Source organism: Gordonia lacunae (assembly GCF_002149015.1).
In the GTDB taxonomy this organism is placed as follows: Bacteria; Actinomycetota; Actinomycetes; order Mycobacteriales; family Mycobacteriaceae; genus Gordonia; species Gordonia lacunae.
Window position 1 is genome coordinate 70,752 of the sequence record NZ_NGFO01000026.1, and the last position, 17,172, is coordinate 87,923.

The window sequence follows — 17,172 nt, forward strand, 5'->3', positions numbered from 1 at the left end:
ACTGCCGGGGTTGCGCGTGTGACGCCGGTCGCACCCGAATGAAGGCGAGGGGTATGGACGACGGGTCTGCCAACGGGGACCGAGCGCGGCGCGGGCACACGCCGGTGCGGACGGCGGTGCTCGTGATCGCGCTGATCGCGGCGACTCTCGGACTCGCGGTACCCGCCGCCGCGACACCCGTGCCCGCCCGGATCGTCGGCGAGACGGTGCAGCGCGGCGGTGAGATCGAGGTTGCCGTCCGGTCCGTGGCGATGCGTCGGGTGGTCCCGGTGAAGGTGTGGCCCGCCCGCGGGCACGGGCCCGCCCCGACGCTCTACCTCCTCAACGGCGCGGCCGGTGGTGAAGGCGGGAGCAGCTGGTTCGACCGCACCGACATCCGGACCTTCTTCGCCGACAAGAACGTCACCGTCGTCGTCCCGATGGGCGGCGCGGCGAGTTACTTCACCGACTGGCAGCGGTCCGACCCCGTGCTGGGACGGCAGAAGTGGGCGACCTTCCTCACCGAGGAGCTGCCCGCGACGATCGATGAGCGCTTCGACGGCACCGGACGCAACGCGATCGCCGGGATCTCGATGGCGGGCACGTCGGTGTTCCAGCTCGCCCTGCACGCACCCTCGGTCTATCGCGCCATCGGTTCGTTCAGCGGCTGCGCCCAGACCAGCGATCCGCTCGGGCAGGCCGTCGTCCGGATGGTCGTCGAGGGCCGCGGCGGTGCCAACACCTTGAACATGTGGGGACCGCCCGACGACCCCGCCTGGCGTGCCAACGATCCGTACCTGCATGCCGAGGCGTTCCGGGGCACCTCGATCTATGTGTCGAACGGGTCCGGGATGCCGGGACGGTACGACACCCTCGACGGTCCCGGTATCGAGGGCAACGGCTCCAAGTTGTTCGACCAGATCGCGGTCGGAGCGGTGATCGAGACCGCCACGGCGCAGTGCACGAGGAACCTCCAGCGCCGCATGCACGACATCGGTGTGCCGGCGACGTTCCACCTCTACGAAGGCGGCACGCACGCGTGGCCGTACTGGCAGGACGAACTGCATCGTGCCTGGCCGCAGTTCGAGGCGGCCCTGCGCGGCTGAACTGCCCAGGGCACTCTCCCGCGGCGCGCACGACGCATGTCGCGGGTCGGTTCCGGTGACGACGTACGATAGTTCACCGAACCGACGAGTGAGGAAGCCGATGAGTGAAGCGTCCGACCCCATCCGGCGGGATGGATTCCGTAGGGTCTTGCTGAAGTTGGGCGGCGAGATGTTCGGCGGCGGCGAGGTCGGGCTCGATCCCGACGTCGTGGGCACCGTGGCCGACCAGATCGCCGACGTCGTCAATTCCGGTGTCCAGGTCGCCGTCGTGATCGGCGGCGGGAACTTCTTCCGCGGTGCCGAGTTGCAGCAGCGAGGCCTCGACCGGAGCCGCTCGGACTACATGGGCATGCTCGGAACGGTCATGAACTGCCTTGCGCTGCAGGACTTCCTGGAGAAGCGGGGGATCTCGACCCGCGTGCAGACCGCCATCACGATGGGTCAGGTCGCCGAGCCGTATCTGCCCCTGCGCGCCCAGCGTCACCTGGAGAAGGGGCGCGTGGTCATCTTCGGCGCCGGCATGGGGATGCCGTACTTCTCCACCGACACCACCGCCGCCCAGCGTGCGCTGGAGATCAAGGCCGAGGTGGTCCTGATGGCCAAGGCCGTCGACGGCGTGTACGACGCCGACCCGCGCACCAATCCAGACGCCACGCTGTTCACCGAGATCACCCACCGCGAGGTGCTCGACAAGGAACTCAAGGTCGCCGACGCGACGGCCTTCAGCCTGTGTATGGACAACAAGATGCCGATCTTGGTGTTCAATTTGCTCCAACAGGGCAACATCGCCCGTGCGGTCGCAGGTGACCGCATCGGCACCCTGGTCAGCACCTGACCCGCACGTCTCACCCCGAGATCGACGAGAACACCGACCGAACGGAACAAGGACGAAGATGATCGACGACGCGTTGCTCGACGCCGAGGAGAAGATGGAGAAGGCGGTCAACGTCGCCAAGGAGGACATGGGTTCGATCCGGACCGGGCGCGCCAATCCGGCCATGTTCAACAAGGTCAACATCGAGTACTACGGCTCGATGACCCCCGTGACACAGGTCGCCAGCATCAACACGCCCGAACCGCGCCTCGTCGTGATCAAGCCGTACGAGGCGTCGACGCTTCGGGACATCGAGACCGCGATCCGCAACTCCGACCTCGGAGTGAATCCGACCAACGACGGCACGATCATCCGGGTCGCCGTCCCGCAGCTGACCGAGGAGCGACGCCGCGACCTGGTCAAGCAGGCCAAGGGCAAGGGCGAGGATGCGAAGGTCGCGATCCGTAACGTGCGCCGCAAGGCCGCCGACGAGCTCAAGCGCATCCAGAAAGACGGCGAGGCCGGCGAGGACGAGGTCACCCGCGCCGAGAAAGAGCTGGACAAGACCACGGCGACCTATGTGCATCAGATCGACGAGCTGGTCAAGCACAAAGAAGACGAATTGCTCGAGGTGTGAACGAGGTTCCGCAACGAGGCGGTGAGAAGAAGAAGTCGCGCGCGGGGCGCGACCTGCCGGCCGCCATCGCGGTCGGCGGCACCCTCGGCGTCAGCATCATCGCGATCCTGATCTTCGTGCCGAAGGTCTGGTACGGCCTCGTGGCGGTCGCGTTCGCGATCGCCACCTGGGAGGTCGTCAAGCGGCTGCGCACCGGGGGTTACGAGGTCGCGCTGTGGCCGCTGCTCATCGGCGGGCAGGCCATCATCTGGGCGAGCTGGCCGTGGGGCCCGACGGGCGCACTCGTCGCCTTCGTGGCGACCGTCCTGGTGGCCATGGTGTGGAAGCTGCTGGGGCAGGGCATCAACAACGCGCCGGTCAACTACCTGCGCGATCTCGCGGTCACCGTGTTCGTGCTCGCGTGGTTGCCGCTGCTCGCCTCGTTCGGTGCGCACCTGGTTGTGCAGGACGACGGCGCCGCGCGGGTGGCCACGCTGATGGTCGTCGTGGTCTGCTCCGACGTCGGCGGTTATGCCGCGGGTGTGCTGTTCGGCAAACACCCCATGGCGCCGGCGATCAGCCCGAAGAAGTCCTGGGAAGGCATGGTCGGCTCTCTCGTCGTCGGTACCGTCGGTGCCGTCGGATGCGTGGTGTATCTCCTCGAGAGCCACTGGTGGATCGGCATCGTCCTGGGGCCGGTCCTGGTGGTCTGCGCGACGCTCGGAGACCTCGTCGAATCGCAGGTGAAGCGCGATCTAGGGATCAAGGACATGGGCACGTTGCTGCCCGGGCACGGCGGCATCATGGACCGGCTCGACAGCCTGTTGCCGTCGGCGTTCGTGGTGTGGGTCGTCCTGACCGCACTGCTCTGACCGGCGGCCGGACCCCTCCGGGCCGCCGGCCGGGCCGTCCTACTTCGCAGCCTTCTTCAGCGCACGTCGCAATTGCATCATCCGCAGGCCGCCCACCAGCGCGACGATCAGCGCGCCGGCGATGGCCGCGATGAGCAGGCTCACCCCGAGCGGCAGGTTCACCTCCCAGAACAGCAGCTCGATGGTCTGCGAGCCGAGGTTCTGCACGATGAAGACCAGCAGCAGGACGAGGATGATCGCACCGATCACCACGCCGAACCAGGTGGCGCGGGTGCGCGTGTGCTCCACATCGGCGACCGTGCGCCGGAGACGGTCGCGGTGGTCGGGTTCGGTGGAGTGCTGCTCAGGGGTGGGTGGGTGACCGGCTGCCGGTGCCGGCGACCCGGCGGGCTGTTCGCCCCACGCCGGTACCGAACCTGTGTGCCGTCGGTCCTCGGGTGTCGTCATCGCTTCATCATGACATGCGACAATGGCGAAATGACCTCATTGCCACTTGTGTTCGACGCGCCCAGACGCGGGCGTCCGCCGACACACTTCGCCGACCTCGACGCCGCCGGTCGCGTCGCGGCGCTGGCCGAGCTGGGGCTGCCGAAGTTCCGGGCCGATCAGCTGGCCCGGCAGTACTATGCGCGTCTCAACGGCAACGTCGACGAGATGACGGACCTGCCGTCCGCCTCTCGCGAAGTCGTGCGGGACAAGCTCTTCCCGCAGCTGCTCACCCCGGTTCGGCACATCTCCTGCGACGACGACTCCACGCGCAAGACGCTGTGGCGCCTGCACGACGGCACGCTTCTCGAGAGCGTTCTGATGCGCTACACCGAACGCAACACCCTGTGCATCTCCAGCCAGGCCGGATGCGGCATGGCCTGCCCGTTCTGCGCGACCGGTCAGGGCGGGCTCGACCGCAACCTGTCGACCGCGGAGATCGTCGACCAGGTCCGGGCCGCGGCCCGGGCGCTGCGGGACGGCGAACTCGGCGAACCCGGACGCCTGTCGAACGTCGTGTTCATGGGCATGGGCGAGCCGCTGGCCAACTACAAGCGAGTCGTGAGCGCGGTACGCCAGATCACCTCGCCCGCGCCGGACGGTCTCGGCATCTCGGCGCGCTCGGTGACCGTGTCGACCGTCGGTCTCGCGCCGTCGATCCGCCGTCTAGCCGACGAAGGGCTCGCGGTCACGCTCGCCGTGTCGCTCCACACGCCCGACGACGAACTGCGCGACACCCTCGTCCCGGTCAACAACCGGTGGTCGGTCGCCGAGGTGCTCGAGGCGGCCCGCTACTACGCCGACACCACCGGACGGCGCGTCTCGATCGAGTACGCCCTCATCCGCGACGTCAACGACCAGCCGTGGCGGGCCGATCTGCTGGGGGAGAAGCTGCACCGCGCACTCGGATCGCTGGTGCACGTCAATCTCATCCCGCTGAACCCGACGCCGGGCTCGGAATGGGACGCCAGTCCCAAGCCGGTCGAGCGTGAATTCGTCCGGCGAGTGCGGGAACAGGGAGTCTCGTGCACCGTTCGCGACACACGTGGTCAGGAGATCGCCGCCGCGTGTGGGCAGCTCGCGGCCGAAGAACGCTGAGCCACGACGACGACACGAGAAACGCCGAGCGGATCACCGCTCGGCGTTTCCCATGAGTGTGACGAGGTGGTCGGTCAGGACCACTTTCCGCGGTTCATCCACCAGCCGCGGACCGCGAAGAAGAGCGTTCCCACGGCGAAGGCGATGAGGTATAGGTCCTCGATGTGGCCGGTGTGATTGCCGATGATCATCGCGAGCAGGAACAGCGCGAAGAAGATGGCCGCACCGTAGAAGGTCTTGGTCGCTGCGCCGTGCCAGCCGAACCGGGCGGACGGGGCGTCGGCGGGCTCGCGGCGCCAGCCGGTGTCGATGACCTCGACTTCGCCATGCCCCCCATCGCCGTGCCCCACAGTGTGCTCCACATCGGTGCTTGCCACAGCCACTCCTCACAGCGCGGACGTCAGATGTCTGACGATCGGTAGTAGTTCTCCGAGCAGCATAGCGGCCCGCCCCGCCCGCGGGTCGGTCCGGTGTCGCCGGCGACGGCGGGCGTCGCGGCCGGATGGTCCAGAATGGGTGCGTGCCCACACGTGTGCTGCTCCTCGGTTCCACCGGTTCCATCGGCGTCCAGGCGCTCGAGGTGATCGCCGAGCATCCCGACCTGTTCGAGGTCGCCGGTCTCGGTGCCGGCGGGTCGAATCCCGATCTCCTCGCCGAGCAGGCCGCCGTGTTCGGCGTCCCGTCCGCGCGGATCGCCGTTGCGGACGCCGCGCGGGCGCGGGAACTCGGTGACCGTCTCGGCGGCCGGGTCCTCGGTGGACCCGACGCCATGTGCGACCTGATCGACGCGGTAGTCGCGGACACCGGTGTGGATGTGATCCTCAACGCGGTCGTCGGGTCGATCGGGCTCGCGCCCAGCCTCGCCGCCCTCCGCTCGGGTGCCCGGCTCGCGCTGGCGAACAAGGAGTCGCTCGTCGCGGGCGGTGCCCTCGTCCTCGACGCCGCCGCGCCCGGGCAGATCGTGCCGGTCGACTCCGAGCACTCCGCCATCGCACAGTGCCTGCGCGCGGGCACGGCCGCCGAGGTCGACCGACTGATCCTCACCGCCTCGGGCGGCCCGTTCCGCGGGTGGTCCCGCGCGCAGCTCGAAGACGTCACTCCCGAGCAGGCCGGTCGCCACCCCACGTGGTCGATGGGTCCGATGATCACCCTCAACTCGGCGACCCTGGTCAACAAGGCACTCGAGGTCATCGAGGCGCACCTGCTGTTCGACGTCGACTACGACCACATCGACGTCACCGTCCACCCGCAGTCGATCGTCCACTCGATGGTGACCTTCGTCGACGGCGCGACGGTGGCGAAGGCCTCGCCACCGTCGATGAAGCTGCCCATCGCACTGGCCCTGGGATGGCCGGACCGGGTGCCGGGTTCGTCGGCGGCGTGCGACTTCTCGACCGCGTCGTCGTGGACGTTCGAGCCCGTCGACGACACGGTGTTCCCCGCGATCGACCTGGCGCGCCGTGCCGGCAGCGCGGGGGGCAGCCTGACGGCCGTCTACAACGCCGCCAACGAGGCGGCCGCGGCCGGGTTCTTCGCAGGTGCGATCCGGTTCCCGCGCATCGTCGAGGTGATCGACGAGGTGCTCGGCGAGGCCGATCAGTGGCGCCGGACGCCAGGTACTGTGGAAGAGGTCTTCGCCGCCGATCGGTGGGCCCGGGATCGCGCTGCGCAGCTGGTCGCGGCCGCATCCCTCTGATCGGCGGTCCTCGTGAGCGGGTGTGTCCCGTGTCCCGGATGGAGTTAGGTACGTGAGTTTCGCGATCGGCGTCACGCTGTTCGCCGTGGCGCTGTTGCTGTCGGTCGCCTGGCATGAGTGCGGTCACATGTGGGCCGCGCAGGCGACGGGCATGAAGGTCCGACGGTACTTCGTCGGCTTCGGTCCCACGATCTGGTCCACCCGCCGCGGCGAGACCGAATACGGGATCAAGGCGCTGCCGCTGGGCGGCTTCTGCGACATCGCCGGGATGACCCCGCACGAGGAACTGGCCTGGGACGAGAAGGACCGGGCGATGTACAAGCAGAAGGCCTGGAAGCGGCTGGTCGTGCTGTTCGCGGGCCCCGCCCAGAACTTCCTCCTCGGTTTCGTCCTGATCATCATCGTCGGGCTGAGTTTCGGTCTGCCCGACCTCAGTCCGCCGCCCGTGCCGGCGCGCGTCGCCGAAACACAGTGCGTCTCATCGACCATCACCATCGCCGGCAACAAGCAGACCGACTCGCCGTGCACCGGCACCGGTCCCGCGGGCGCCGCCGGTCTGCTCCCCGGTGACGACATCGTGGCGATCAACGGTCAGCCGGTCGGTCAGGCATCGGACCTGACCCCGGTGATCCGCGAGTCCACCGGGCCGGTCGCGCTGACGGTCGATCGCGACGGTCAGCGACTCGACCTGACGATGACCCCCGAGCCCACCACTGTGACGGCGACGAACGCTGACGGCACCAGCGAGACCCAGACCTACAACATGGTCGGCATCGCCTACGACGTCCCGCCCGGCATCATCCACTACGGCGTCACCGACATCGTGCCCGGCGCATTCGCCTTCACCGGTGACCTGATCGTCGAAACCTGGAATGCGTTGCTGTCCCTGCCGTCGAAGATCGGTGCCCTGTGGACCGCGGTCACCGGCGGCGAACGCGCCCTGGACACCCCGGTGAGCGTGTACGGCGCCTCGGTACTCGGCGGACAGGCCGTCGAACGCGGACTCTGGGACATGTTCTGGATGCTGCTGATCAGCATCAACTTCTTCCTGGGCCTGTTCAACCTGGTCCCGCTCCTCCCGCTCGACGGCGGCCACATGGCGATCGTCGGCTACGAGAAGGGCCGCGACACCGTGCGGCGCTGGTTCGGCCGGGCGCCCGGTGGAGCCGTCGACTACTACAAGCTGCTCCCGATCACCTACGCGGCGGTGGTGGTGATGGCGGGCTTCATGGTGCTCACGCTCACCGCCGACATCGTCAACCCCATCAATCCGTGGTGAACACATCCGGGGTGACCCCGCACGACGAACACCCTCCTGAGCCAGCCCGAACACACCGACACTCCGATTCCCCAGAGGTGACCGAGATGAACGCCCCGACTCCCGCGAACGCCGTGCCGATCGGACTCGGCATGCCCGCCGGGCCACCGCCGGTGCTCGCCCCTCGGCGAAAGACCCGGCAGTTCTTCGTCGGCTCGGTCGGCGTCGGCAGCGACCACCCGATCTCGGTGCAGTCGATGACCACCACCAAGACCCACGACATCAATGCCACCCTGCAGCAGATCGCCGAGCTGACCGCGTCCGGCTGCGACATCGTGCGCGTCGCGTGCCCGCGTCCCGAGGACGCCGAGGCGCTGCCGATCATCGCCAAGAAGTCCAAGATCCCGGTGATCGCCGACATCCACTTCCAGCCGAAGTACATCTTCGCCGCGATCGATGCCGGGTGCGCCGCGGTGCGCGTCAACCCGGGCAACATCAAGGAGTTCGACGGCCGGGTCAAGGAGGTCGCCAAGGCGGCGGGCGACGCCGGCATCCCGATCCGGATCGGCGTGAACGCCGGCTCGCTCGACAAGCGCATCCTGCAGAAGTACGGCAAGGCCACGCCCGAGGCCCTCGTCGAGTCGGCGCTGTGGGAGGCCGGTCTGTTCGAGGAGCACGGCTTCGGCGACATCAAGATCTCGGTGAAGCACAACGACCCGGTGATCATGGTCGAGGCCTATCGCCAGCTCGCCGCGGCCTGCGACTACCCGCTGCACCTCGGGGTCACCGAGGCCGGCCCGGCGTTCCAGGGCACGATCAAGTCCGCGGTCGCCTTCGGCGCACTCCTCAGCGAGGGCATCGGCGACACCATCCGCGTGTCCCTGTCGGCGCCGCCGGCCGAGGAGATCAAGGTCGGCGACCAGATCCTCCAGTCCCTGAATCTCCGCCCGCGCAAGCTCGAGATCGTCTCGTGCCCGTCCTGCGGCCGTGCCCAGGTCGATGTCTACAAACTCGCCGACGAGGTGACCGCGGGACTCGAGGGCATGGAGGTCCCGCTGCGCGTCGCCGTGATGGGTTGTGTCGTCAACGGCCCCGGGGAGGCCCGAGAGGCCGATCTCGGCGTCGCGTCCGGCAACGGCAAGGGACAGATCTTCGTCAAGGGTGAGGTCATCAAGACCGTTCCCGAGGCGCAGATCGTGGAGACCTTGATCGAAGAAGCGCTGCGGATCGCCGAGGAATCAGGGGAAACTGGAGACGGTACTCACGTGGGTCCGCCCGTGGTGACCGTTTCCTAGGTCGGCGGAGGGCTCGAGAGGGAGGAGCGGCGTTGCTGAAGCTACTGGGCGACAAGCCGCTCGGCGCTCGTGATGCGGCTGCCGTCGACCGTGTCCTCACCTCGGACCCGGTGGCGATGTGCATGGTCGCCGCCCGGTTCGAGACGCACGGGATCAACCCCCGCCTGCTCGGTGGCGAGCTGTGGACGGCCCACAACCCGGCATCGTCGCTCTGTTTCTCCGGCGCCAACCTGATCCCACTCACCGGGTCACCGGAGGATCTCGACTATTTCTCCGACCGCGCCATCGCCGGACCGCGGGCGTGTTCGTCCATCGTCGGTCGCGCCGAACTCGTGTTGCAGATGTGGGAGCAGATCGAGCCGGTGTGGGGACCGGCGCGCGAGGTCCGCCCGATACAGCCGCTGCTCGCCCTCACCTCCTGCTCGGCGGTACCCATCGACCCCCTCGTGCGGCTGGTGACCCTCGACGACCTCGACGCGTACATGCCCGCGGCCATCGACATGTTCATCGGCGAGGTCGGCGTCGACCCGACGGCCGGTGACGGCGGCCGGTCGTACCGGCGGCGCCTCGCCTCGCTCATCACCGCGCAGCGGGTGTTCGCACGCTTCGACGGCCCCGACGTGGTGTTCAAGGCCGAGATCGGTTCGCTGTCGCGCCGCGTCGGCCAGATCCAGGGCGTCTGGGTCGCCCCCGACCGGCGTGGCGAGGGATTCGGACTCGGCGGCACCGCGGCGGTCGCGGAGGCCGTCGCCGCGCACGGTCGCATCCCCAGTCTCTACGTGAACAGCTTCAACGTCACCGCACGCGCGGTGTACGACCGCATCGGATTCACCGAGGTGGGCACCTTCGCGACCGTCCTCGTCGACTGAGCGCACCTACCGCGTGGCGTCGCGGTAAACCGGGCGCGCCACCATAGACTCGACGTCGATGTGGCGCATGCGAACTCGATGGACCCCGGCGGTGATCGTCGCGCTGTGTGCTGCCGTGGCGGTGGCAACGGTCGGTTGTTCGGCCTCGGCGGACGACGGCCCGCGCAGTGCCGCGGAACGCTTCCTGCAGGCCTACGCCGACCGTGAGGTCGCCGCGGCGGCCGCCCTCACCGACACCCCGGCCGCCGCGGAGTCCGCGATGGAGTCGGCCTGGGCCGGGCTGGGTGCCGAGGCGCTCGAGTCCGAGGCCGGCCGTGTCCGCGTCACCGGTGACACCGCCGAGGTGGACGTCGACTACCGCTGGGCGCTGCCGCGGGGTCGCGACTGGACCTATGACGCGACACTGCGGATGGGCCGGTCCGACGATGGATGGGCGGTGCGCTGGGCGTCGACGAACATCCACCCGAAACTCGGTGCCGATCAACGACTCTCGCTCCAGATCGTCGAGGCGCCGCGCGCCACGGTGAACGAGGCCGACGGCTCGGAGGTGATGGTCAACGGCAGCGTCGTCGGCGTGAACTTCGATGCGGCGGCAGCCGCCGAACAGGGTGCGTCGATCGCGGAGTCGGTGACTGCTGCGGTGGCGGTGCTGCGCCGGTTCAGTCCATCGCTCGACGAGCAGGCGATCACCGAACAGGTCACCGCGAGCCGACAGCAATACCCGCTCGCCCGTCTCTCGCACGAGCAGTTCGACCGCCTGCGCGACCAACTGGCGATCCCCGGCGTGGTGACCAACGAGCAGGCCGAGCTGGTTCCCGAGGACCCGCGATTCGCGCCCGCCCTGCTCACCGAGGTCAAGAAGGTCGTCGACTCCGAGGTGTCGGGACGTGCCGGCTGGCGCGTGGTGACGGTCAACCCCAACGGCCTCGACGCCGATGTGCTCGCCGACCACGACCCCGATCCCGCGCCGGCCGTCTCGCTGAGCCTGTCGCGTACGGTGCAGAACGCTGCCCAGCGAGCCGTCAACGCCACCAATCGTTTTCAGATCGCGCTGGTGGCCGTGCAACCGTCCACCGGACGGATCCTCGCGGTCGCGCAGAACCCCGCCGCCGACCGGCAGGGTCCGATCGCGACGACCGGTCTGTACCCGCCCGGCTCGACCTTCAAGATGGTGACCGCCGCGGCGGCCATCAGCCACCGGATGGCCACTCCCGACACACCCGTCGGTTGTCCCGGCGCCATCCAGATCGGCCCACGACTGATCCCGAACTACGACGGGTTCTCGCTGGGTACCGTGTCGATGCTCCGGGCGTTCGCGCAGTCCTGCAACACCACGTTCGCCAAGCTCGCCAGCGAGATGGGGCCGTCGGATCTGGCGCATGCCGCGGCCGCGATGGGCATCGGGCAGCGCTACGAGATCGCCGGCCTCGACGCGGTCTCCGGCTCGGTGCCGATCGAGAACGAACTCGTCGCCCGCAGCGAGGACGGCTTCGGGCAGGGCAAGGTGCTCGTGTCCCCGCTGGGCCTCGCGCTGGTGGCGGCAACCGTCGCCAACGGTGCCAAGGCGCCGGTGCCCCAACTCATCCTGGACAAGCCCACGAAGGTCGAGGGGCCGACGCCCACCATGGCGCCCGAGGTCTACGACCAGCTGCGTCCGATGATGCGTGCGGTCATCACGAGCGGAACCGCGTCGGTGATCGACGGTCAGGGCGCGGTGTTCGGCAAGACCGGTGAGGCGGAGTTCGCCGGCGGGTCACACGCCTGGTTCGCCGGGTACCGCGGCGACATCGCCTTCGCGACCCTCGTCGTGGGCGGTGGGGACTCCAACAACGCGGTGGCCGTCACCCGTGACTTCTTCGGTGGTCTCGGACCGGGGTACGCGGTCCGGTCGGCGTCCTGACGGGCAGGACCACGCGTCGACCGGCGTGCTCGATGACCTCGACGGGGTGATCGTAGGTACGGCTGAGCAGGTCGACGGTCATCACCTCCGACGTCGGTCCGATCGCCAGCAGCCGGCCGTCCTTCATCACCGCCACGCGATCGGCGTAGGCGGCCGCGAGGGTCAGGTCGTGCACCACCAGGAGCACCGCGTTGCCCGCGTCGCGGTGGACGCGCAGGATGTCGAGCACCTGTTCCTGGTGGTGGATGTCCAGGGCCGCGGTCGGCTCGTCGAGCATCATCACCGGAGTGTCCTGGGCGAGTGCGCGAGCCAGGGAGACGCGTGCCTGCTGGCCGCCGGAGAGCTGTCCGAACGGCCGGTCGGCGATGTCGCCGAGTTCGCACAGTGCCATCGCGTCGGCGATCACGGCGGGGGAGTTCGCGGCGCGCGGTGTCCGCAGCCACGGATACCGGCCCATCGCGACGACCTGGGCCACGGTGAAGGGCGTGTCCACCCGGTTCAGCTGGGTCACCAGCGAGCGATGCCGGGCCAGTTCACGCATCGAGGTCGACGTGACGTCCCGCCCGTCGACCTCGATGTGCCCCCGCTGCGGCGCGCGAGTGCCCGACAGCGCCGACAGCAGCGTCGACTTGCCGCACCCGTTCGGGCCGACCAGCGCGACGAGTTCGCCCGGCCCGACGTCCAGGGACACCCCGCGGACCACCTCGCGCCCGCCCAGGACGACCGAGACATCCAGGGCGTGGATGCCCAGGACCGCGGGCGCCGGCTGCTCGGCGGTCACCATCCGGCACCCGCATGACGGCTGCGACGCAGCAGGACGAAGAAGACCGGTCCGCCGATGAGGGACGTGAACATGCCCAGTGGGAGGTCGGCGTCACCGAGCATCGTCCGGGCGGCCAGGTCGGCGCCGGTGATGACCAGTGCGCCGCCGATGACGCTGGTCGGCAGCAGGATCGCATGGCGCGGGCCGACGATGAGGCGCATCACGTGCGGCACCACCAGGCCGACGAAGGCGATGATCCCGGCGAAGGCCACCGCGGCGGCGGTCAGCACCGCGGTCAGGACGATCGCCTGCCGGCGGACGGCTTCCACGTTCACGCCGAGGGAAGCGGCCTGGATGTCACCGAGCGCCAGCAGGTCGAGTTTGTGCACGAGGAACAGACAGGCGGCGACACCGCCGATCACCAGTGGTGCCACGACCCAGATCTCGCTCCAGGTGCGTCCGGCGAGTGAGCCGAGCTGCCAGAAGATGATCTGCTCGCGGGCGGCGGTGGTGGCGACGAAGGTGAGGAACGCGATGATCCCGGCGGCGAACGCGTTGACCGCGATACCCGTGAGCACCAGCATGATCGCCGACGACGAGCCGTCGCGGAGGGACAGCACGTAGACGGCTGCGGCGGTGATCAGGCCGAACACGAAGGCGGCCCCGGCGAGAGCCCAATTGCCCGCGGCGCCACCGACTCCGGCGGTCCCGCCGGCCAGCACGATCATCAGGCAGGCGCCGACCGCCGCGCCCGAGGAGATGCCGATGATGCCCGGCTCGGCCAACGGATTCGCGAGGACCCCCTGGAGGAGGCAACCCGCGGCGCCGAGTGCGGCACCGACGAACAGGCCGAGCACGATGCGCGGGAATCGCACATTCCACAGCGCACCCTCACCGTTGGGGTGGGACGGCAGCGGCCCCAGATCGAGGTGGAAGTGGTGGGCGATGCTGCCGAGGACCTCGAGCGGTGGCACCGACACCTTGCCGGTGCCGGCCGACACGATGACGAGGACGACGGTGGCGACCAGCATCACCGCCACCACCGTGAGGTCACGGACCCGATGCGACGTGCCGGCCGGGGGAGCGACGACGGCCGACGGGGTCGTCGGTTCGGTTGCCGACTCCGTCGTGGTCTGCGCGGGATCGGTCATGCGTAGATCGACCTCGCGAGGGCGCCGAGCACCAGCCCGACCTCGGGACCGAACGCCAGGATCTGACTCTCGTCCATCTGCACGACCCGTCCGTTGCGGCCGGCCTCGGTGTCGGCCACACCGGGCAGGGTCAGCACTCCCTCCGGTCCGCCGACGGTGGCCGCTCCCTGGGTCATCACGAGGATCACGTCCGGGTCGGCCGTGATCATGGCCTCGGCGCTGATCGCGGTGAACGCGCCGGTGAGATCGGCTGCCGCGCCGGCATCCCGGCCGCCGAGCGCCTCGATGAGGTCGTCGGCACCCGATCCGGGCCCGGCCAGCAGCAGCAGGTTGCGTCCGCGGATGTAGAGGAACGCCATGGTGGGATCTCCGGACGGATCCGGGACCAGCGCGCGCGCCTCCTCGATCTGGGCGTCGGTCCGCGCGACGAGCTTCTCGCCGGCATCGGCGACACCGAGAGCGGCTGCGACCGAGCGGATCAGGGTGTCGTTCGACTCCAGATTGCGGGCGGCCGGGAAGACGACGACCGCGACGCCGGAGTCGCGGATCTGGTCGACGGCGGCGGTGGGCACCGTGGACTCGCTGACGAGCAGGACGCTCGGGTCAAGGGCGAGAACGGATTCGGCGTTGAGGCTGTGTCCGCGGTTGGTCACCACCGGCAGCGACCTCGCCGAGGGGAAGGCGGTGGACGTGTCGCGGCCCACCACGTGGGACCCGAGTCCGAGGGCGTACACGATGTTGCCGAGGGTTCCGTTGATGTCCACGGCGATGATCCGGTCGGCGTCGTCGACGGTCACGTCGCCGTACCGCAGCGAGTCCACGGTCGCGGGCAGCCGGGGAGCGGGATTCTCGACGACGGGGGTGACGTCGGACTCGGCAAGGGTGGCGGTCTGCGGGCCGCTCCGCAGATGCGCACCCGGCGAGTGCCGGTCCTGCTCGATCGGGGTGACAAAACATGCCGACAGGCTCAGCACGGTCAGCACCATCACGAGCGCCGCCCGTAACCCCCTGGTCTGCACCGCCGCACCTCCATCGTCGACTCCGATGCCCGGCATCGGCTTCTCCCGGCGAGCTTAACGGCGTTCGGTCCGGCGTCCGCCCACGGGCCTCGCCGCGATGGGCAGGGATAGTCTGGTCGCATGCCAGTTCGTAGTGCCCTCACGCCTGGGATCGTGTCGCCCATCCGGTCCGTGCCCGATTCCATCGAACGTCCCGAGTACGTGTGGAAGCCGACGGTCGACGAGGGGCACGAGCCCTGGGTGCAGACCGCCGAGACGATCGAGAAGATGCGCATCGCGAGCAAGATCGCGGCCAACGCACTCGCCGAGGCGGGCAAGGCCGTCGCCCCGGGCGTGACCACCGACGAACTCGACGCGATCGCGCACGAGTACATGATCGACCACGGTGCCTACCCATCGACACTGGGCTACAAGGACTTCCCGAAGTCGTGCTGCACCTCGCTCAACGAGGTGATATGCCACGGCATCCCGGACTCGACGGTGATCGAGGACGGCGACATCGTCAACATCGACGTCACCGCCTACATCCACGGCGTCCACGGCGACACCAACGCGACCTTTCTCGCCGGTGACGTCGACCAGGAGGCCGTCGATCTCGTCGAACGGACCCGGATCGCGACCGAGCGGGCCATCAAGGCCGTGAAGCCGGGGCGCGAGCTGAACGTCGTCGGTCGGGTGATCGAGTCCTACGCGAATCGGTTCGGCTACACGGTTGTGCGCGACTTCACCGGCCACGGCATCGGTGAGACCTTTCACAACGGGCTGATCGTGCTGCACTACGACGAGCCGAACGTCGACACGGTCCTCGAACCCGGGATGGTGTTCACCATCGAGCCGATGATCAACCTCGGCGCGCTGCCGTGGGAGATGTGGGACGACGGCTGGACCGTGGTGACCGCCGACCGCCGGTGGACTGCTCAGTTCGAGCACACCCTCGTCGTCACCGACGACGGGGCCGAGATCCTCACTGTGCCGGACAACTGAGGTTCGGGCCCGGGACGACAACTGGGGTCGGGGCCGGACAACCGAGGTCCGGGTCGACAAGGACTCAGGCGGGGAATCGGACGGGTTGCGGTTCGCTGCTCGTGGTGGTCGTCCCGTTGCCGAGCTGCCCCTTCCCGTTCAGGCCCCAGCAGTACATCTCGTCGCCCGCGACGGCGCACACGTTGGCCGAACCGGTGGTGACCTCGGTGACCCCGGACAGTCCGTTGACGCGGTCCGGGCTCTTGTCGGGCTGATCGCTACGCGAACCCCAGCAGTAGGCGGAACCGCCCGCGGCGGCACATGCACCGTATGCCGCGGTCGACACCTCGGTGGCGCCCCGGACGTCGATCCGGGCGGGCGTGCGCCGGTCCTGCTCGGTGCCGTCACCGAGCTGGCCGCTGCTGTTCTGGCCCCAGCAGAACACGCCGCCGGAGCCGGCCACGGCACACGTCGAGTACAGGCTCGCGCTGATCGACGTGGGCGCATCGAGCCCGAGTACCCGGGTCGGGGTCAGGCGGTCGATGGTGGTGCCGTCGCCGATCTGGCCCTCCCGGTTGTTGCCCCAGCAGTAGGCGGAGCCGCCGGCGATCGCGCAGCTCGTGGTGTGCGAGGTGGAGACGGCGGTGACGTTCGACAGGCCGGCGACCCGGGTGGGCACGTCCACCGACCCGGTGCTGCCGTTGCCGACCTGTCCGTTGGCGTTGTTGCGCCAGCAGTAGGCGTCGCCGTCACTGATCGCGCAGATGGTCAGCCCGACCGACACGGCCGTCACGCGTGACAGGCCGGCCACCTTCGTCGGCAGAGGCACGTTCTGGCCCGGTTGTCCGACGCCGTATCCCCAGCAGTACAGGTCGCCCGAACTGATCGCGCAGGTCGTCCCGAGACCACCCATGCTCACCGCCGACACGTCGGAGATGCCGGTGATCGCGACCGGCCGCGGCCGGTCGGTGGTGGTGCCGTCGCCCAGCGTGCCACGCTCATTGCCGCCCCAGCAGTACAGCGCGGCCGCGCGCACCGCGCACGTGCTGTCGCCGCTGGAGGCGATGGACTCGAAAGTGCCGCTGCCCGGGGAGGATCCGGCCGATGTGCTCGGTCCGGACGTCGACGACCCGGCGACCGTCGTGCCGGGATCCGACCCGGACCCGCTCAGGGCGATGGCGGCGCCGACGACACCGACGACGAGCACGAGGACGCCGAACACCGCAGCGATGATCCAGGCGGTGCGTGAGCCCGATCCCCGTTGTCCCGGGCCGGGCCCCTGGGGTC

Annotated in this window: 17 protein-coding genes; 11 read left to right on the forward strand and 6 right to left on the reverse strand. The window is 69.2% G+C overall.

What is annotated here, in order from left to right; translation table 11 throughout:
• Window positions 1–53: 53 nt before the first annotated feature.
• From CA982_RS19870 to CA982_RS19885, 4 genes are all read left to right on the forward strand, one after another.
• Window positions 54–1,085, forward strand: a complete 1,032-nt coding sequence (locus CA982_RS19870; protein WP_086536966.1) for an alpha/beta hydrolase — start codon at window positions 54–56, stop codon at window positions 1,083–1,085.
• 100 nt (window positions 1,086–1,185) lie between these two features.
• Window positions 1,186–1,920 (forward strand): UMP kinase, encoded by a 735-nt coding sequence (pyrH, locus tag CA982_RS19875; RefSeq protein WP_058250098.1) that lies wholly within the window; start codon window positions 1,186–1,188, stop codon window positions 1,918–1,920.
• Window positions 1,921–1,978: 58 nt separating this feature from the next.
• Window positions 1,979–2,536 (forward strand): ribosome recycling factor, encoded by a 558-nt coding sequence (frr, locus tag CA982_RS19880; RefSeq protein ID WP_086536967.1) that lies wholly within the window; start codon window positions 1,979–1,981, stop codon window positions 2,534–2,536.
• Window positions 2,533–3,387 (forward strand): phosphatidate cytidylyltransferase, encoded by an 855-nt coding sequence (locus CA982_RS19885; RefSeq protein ID WP_086536968.1) that lies wholly within the window; start codon window positions 2,533–2,535, stop codon window positions 3,385–3,387. The genes frr and CA982_RS19885 overlap by 4 nt, the downstream gene beginning before the upstream one ends.
• A gap of 39 nt (window positions 3,388–3,426) precedes the next feature.
• On the opposite strand, the gene CA982_RS19890 is transcribed toward CA982_RS19885, so the two are convergent.
• Window positions 3,427–3,834, reverse strand: a complete 408-nt coding sequence (locus CA982_RS19890; protein ID WP_086536969.1) for a LapA family protein — start codon at window positions 3,832–3,834, stop codon at window positions 3,427–3,429.
• Window positions 3,835–3,864: 30 nt separating this feature from the next.
• On the opposite strand from CA982_RS19890, the gene rlmN reads away from it, so the two are divergent.
• Window positions 3,865–4,971, forward strand: coding sequence for a dual-specificity RNA methyltransferase RlmN (gene rlmN / locus CA982_RS19895; protein ID WP_086536970.1), 1,107 nt, complete (start codon window positions 3,865–3,867; stop codon window positions 4,969–4,971).
• Between the two features lie 74 nt (window positions 4,972–5,045).
• On the opposite strand, the gene CA982_RS19900 is transcribed toward rlmN, so the two are convergent.
• Window positions 5,046–5,348: a DUF2631 domain-containing protein gene (locus CA982_RS19900; protein WP_064571075.1), complete on the reverse strand. Its 303-nt coding sequence runs from the start codon at window positions 5,346–5,348 to the stop codon at window positions 5,046–5,048.
• A gap of 125 nt (window positions 5,349–5,473) precedes the next feature.
• Between CA982_RS19900 and dxr the strand changes: the two genes are divergently transcribed.
• The 5 genes from dxr to CA982_RS19925 all read left to right on the forward strand — a co-directional run bounded on the left by dxr (window position 5,474) and on the right by CA982_RS19925 (window position 11,989).
• Window positions 5,474–6,667 carry a 1-deoxy-D-xylulose-5-phosphate reductoisomerase gene (gene dxr, locus CA982_RS19905; RefSeq protein WP_086536971.1) on the forward strand — a complete coding sequence of 398 codons (1,194 nt, stop codon included), beginning with the start codon at window positions 5,474–5,476 and terminating at the stop codon, window positions 6,665–6,667.
• Between the two features lie 52 nt (window positions 6,668–6,719).
• Window positions 6,720–7,946, forward strand: a complete 1,227-nt coding sequence (locus tag CA982_RS19910) for a M50 family metallopeptidase (RefSeq protein ID WP_086536972.1) — start codon at window positions 6,720–6,722, stop codon at window positions 7,944–7,946.
• Window positions 7,947–8,032: 86 nt separating this feature from the next.
• Window positions 8,033–9,220 carry a flavodoxin-dependent (E)-4-hydroxy-3-methylbut-2-enyl-diphosphate synthase gene (ispG, locus tag CA982_RS19915; protein ID WP_086536986.1) on the forward strand — a complete coding sequence of 396 codons (1,188 nt, stop codon included), beginning with the start codon at window positions 8,033–8,035 and terminating at the stop codon, window positions 9,218–9,220.
• A 32-nt stretch (window positions 9,221–9,252) separates the two neighbouring features.
• Window positions 9,253–10,089 (forward strand): GNAT family N-acetyltransferase, encoded by an 837-nt coding sequence (locus CA982_RS19920; protein WP_086536973.1) that lies wholly within the window; start codon window positions 9,253–9,255, stop codon window positions 10,087–10,089.
• 58 nt (window positions 10,090–10,147) lie between these two features.
• Complete coding sequence (locus CA982_RS19925; RefSeq protein WP_086536974.1) at window positions 10,148–11,989, forward strand: penicillin-binding transpeptidase domain-containing protein; 1,842 nt, start codon at window positions 10,148–10,150, stop codon at window positions 11,987–11,989.
• On the opposite strand, the gene CA982_RS19930 is transcribed toward CA982_RS19925, so the two are convergent.
• The 3 genes from CA982_RS19930 to CA982_RS19940 are packed head-to-tail and all read right to left on the reverse strand — an operon-like array spanning window position 11,931 to window position 14,922.
• Window positions 11,931–12,773 (reverse strand): heme ABC transporter ATP-binding protein, encoded by an 843-nt coding sequence (locus tag CA982_RS19930; RefSeq protein WP_086536975.1) that lies wholly within the window; start codon window positions 12,771–12,773, stop codon window positions 11,931–11,933. The genes CA982_RS19925 and CA982_RS19930 overlap by 59 nt on opposite strands.
• Window positions 12,767–13,903, reverse strand: coding sequence for a FecCD family ABC transporter permease (locus CA982_RS19935; protein ID WP_086536976.1), 1,137 nt, complete (start codon window positions 13,901–13,903; stop codon window positions 12,767–12,769). Before CA982_RS19935 ends, CA982_RS19930 begins: the two co-directional genes overlap by 7 nt.
• A complete protein-coding gene (locus CA982_RS19940) occupies window positions 13,900–14,922 on the reverse strand; it encodes a heme/hemin ABC transporter substrate-binding protein (RefSeq protein ID WP_086536987.1) in 1,023 nt (340 codons plus the stop codon). Before CA982_RS19940 ends, CA982_RS19935 begins: the two co-directional genes overlap by 4 nt.
• Window positions 14,923–15,042: 120 nt before the next feature.
• Here CA982_RS19940 and map point away from each other — a divergent pair, with 120 nt between their 5' ends.
• Entirely contained in the window at window positions 15,043–15,906 is an 864-nt protein-coding gene (gene map, locus CA982_RS19945) for a type I methionyl aminopeptidase (RefSeq protein ID WP_086536977.1), read from the forward strand.
• 64 nt (window positions 15,907–15,970) lie between these two features.
• Here the strand turns inward: map and CA982_RS19950 are convergent.
• Window positions 15,971–17,172 (reverse strand): RCC1 domain-containing protein (locus CA982_RS19950; RefSeq protein ID WP_425269092.1); only part of this gene is annotated, 1,202 nt, incomplete at its 5' end.

Bases quoted from the DNA above. Each gene is read 5' to 3' on its own strand.
- CA982_RS19870 (WP_086536966.1), top strand. From the start codon at position 54: ATGGACGACGGGTCTGCCAACGGGGACCGAGCGCGGCGCGGGCACACG.
- pyrH (WP_058250098.1), top strand. From the start codon at position 1,186: ATGAGTGAAGCGTCCGACCCCATCCGGCGGGATGGATTCCGTAGGGTC.
- frr (WP_086536967.1), top strand. From the start codon at position 1,979: ATGATCGACGACGCGTTGCTCGACGCCGAGGAGAAGATGGAGAAGGCG.
- CA982_RS19890 (WP_086536969.1), bottom strand. From the start codon at position 3,834: ATGACGACACCCGAGGACCGACGGCACACAGGTTCGGTACCGGCGTGG.
- rlmN (WP_086536970.1), top strand. From the start codon at position 3,865: ATGACCTCATTGCCACTTGTGTTCGACGCGCCCAGACGCGGGCGTCCG.
- dxr (WP_086536971.1), top strand. From the start codon at position 5,474: ATGGTCCAGAATGGGTGCGTGCCCACACGTGTGCTGCTCCTCGGTTCC.
- ispG (WP_086536986.1), top strand. From the start codon at position 8,033: ATGAACGCCCCGACTCCCGCGAACGCCGTGCCGATCGGACTCGGCATG.
- CA982_RS19925 (WP_086536974.1), top strand. From the start codon at position 10,148: ATGTGGCGCATGCGAACTCGATGGACCCCGGCGGTGATCGTCGCGCTG.
- CA982_RS19930 (WP_086536975.1), bottom strand. From the start codon at position 12,773: ATGGTGACCGCCGAGCAGCCGGCGCCCGCGGTCCTGGGCATCCACGCC.
- CA982_RS19935 (WP_086536976.1), bottom strand. From the start codon at position 13,903: ATGACCGATCCCGCGCAGACCACGACGGAGTCGGCAACCGAACCGACG.
- map (WP_086536977.1), top strand. From the start codon at position 15,043: ATGCCAGTTCGTAGTGCCCTCACGCCTGGGATCGTGTCGCCCATCCGG.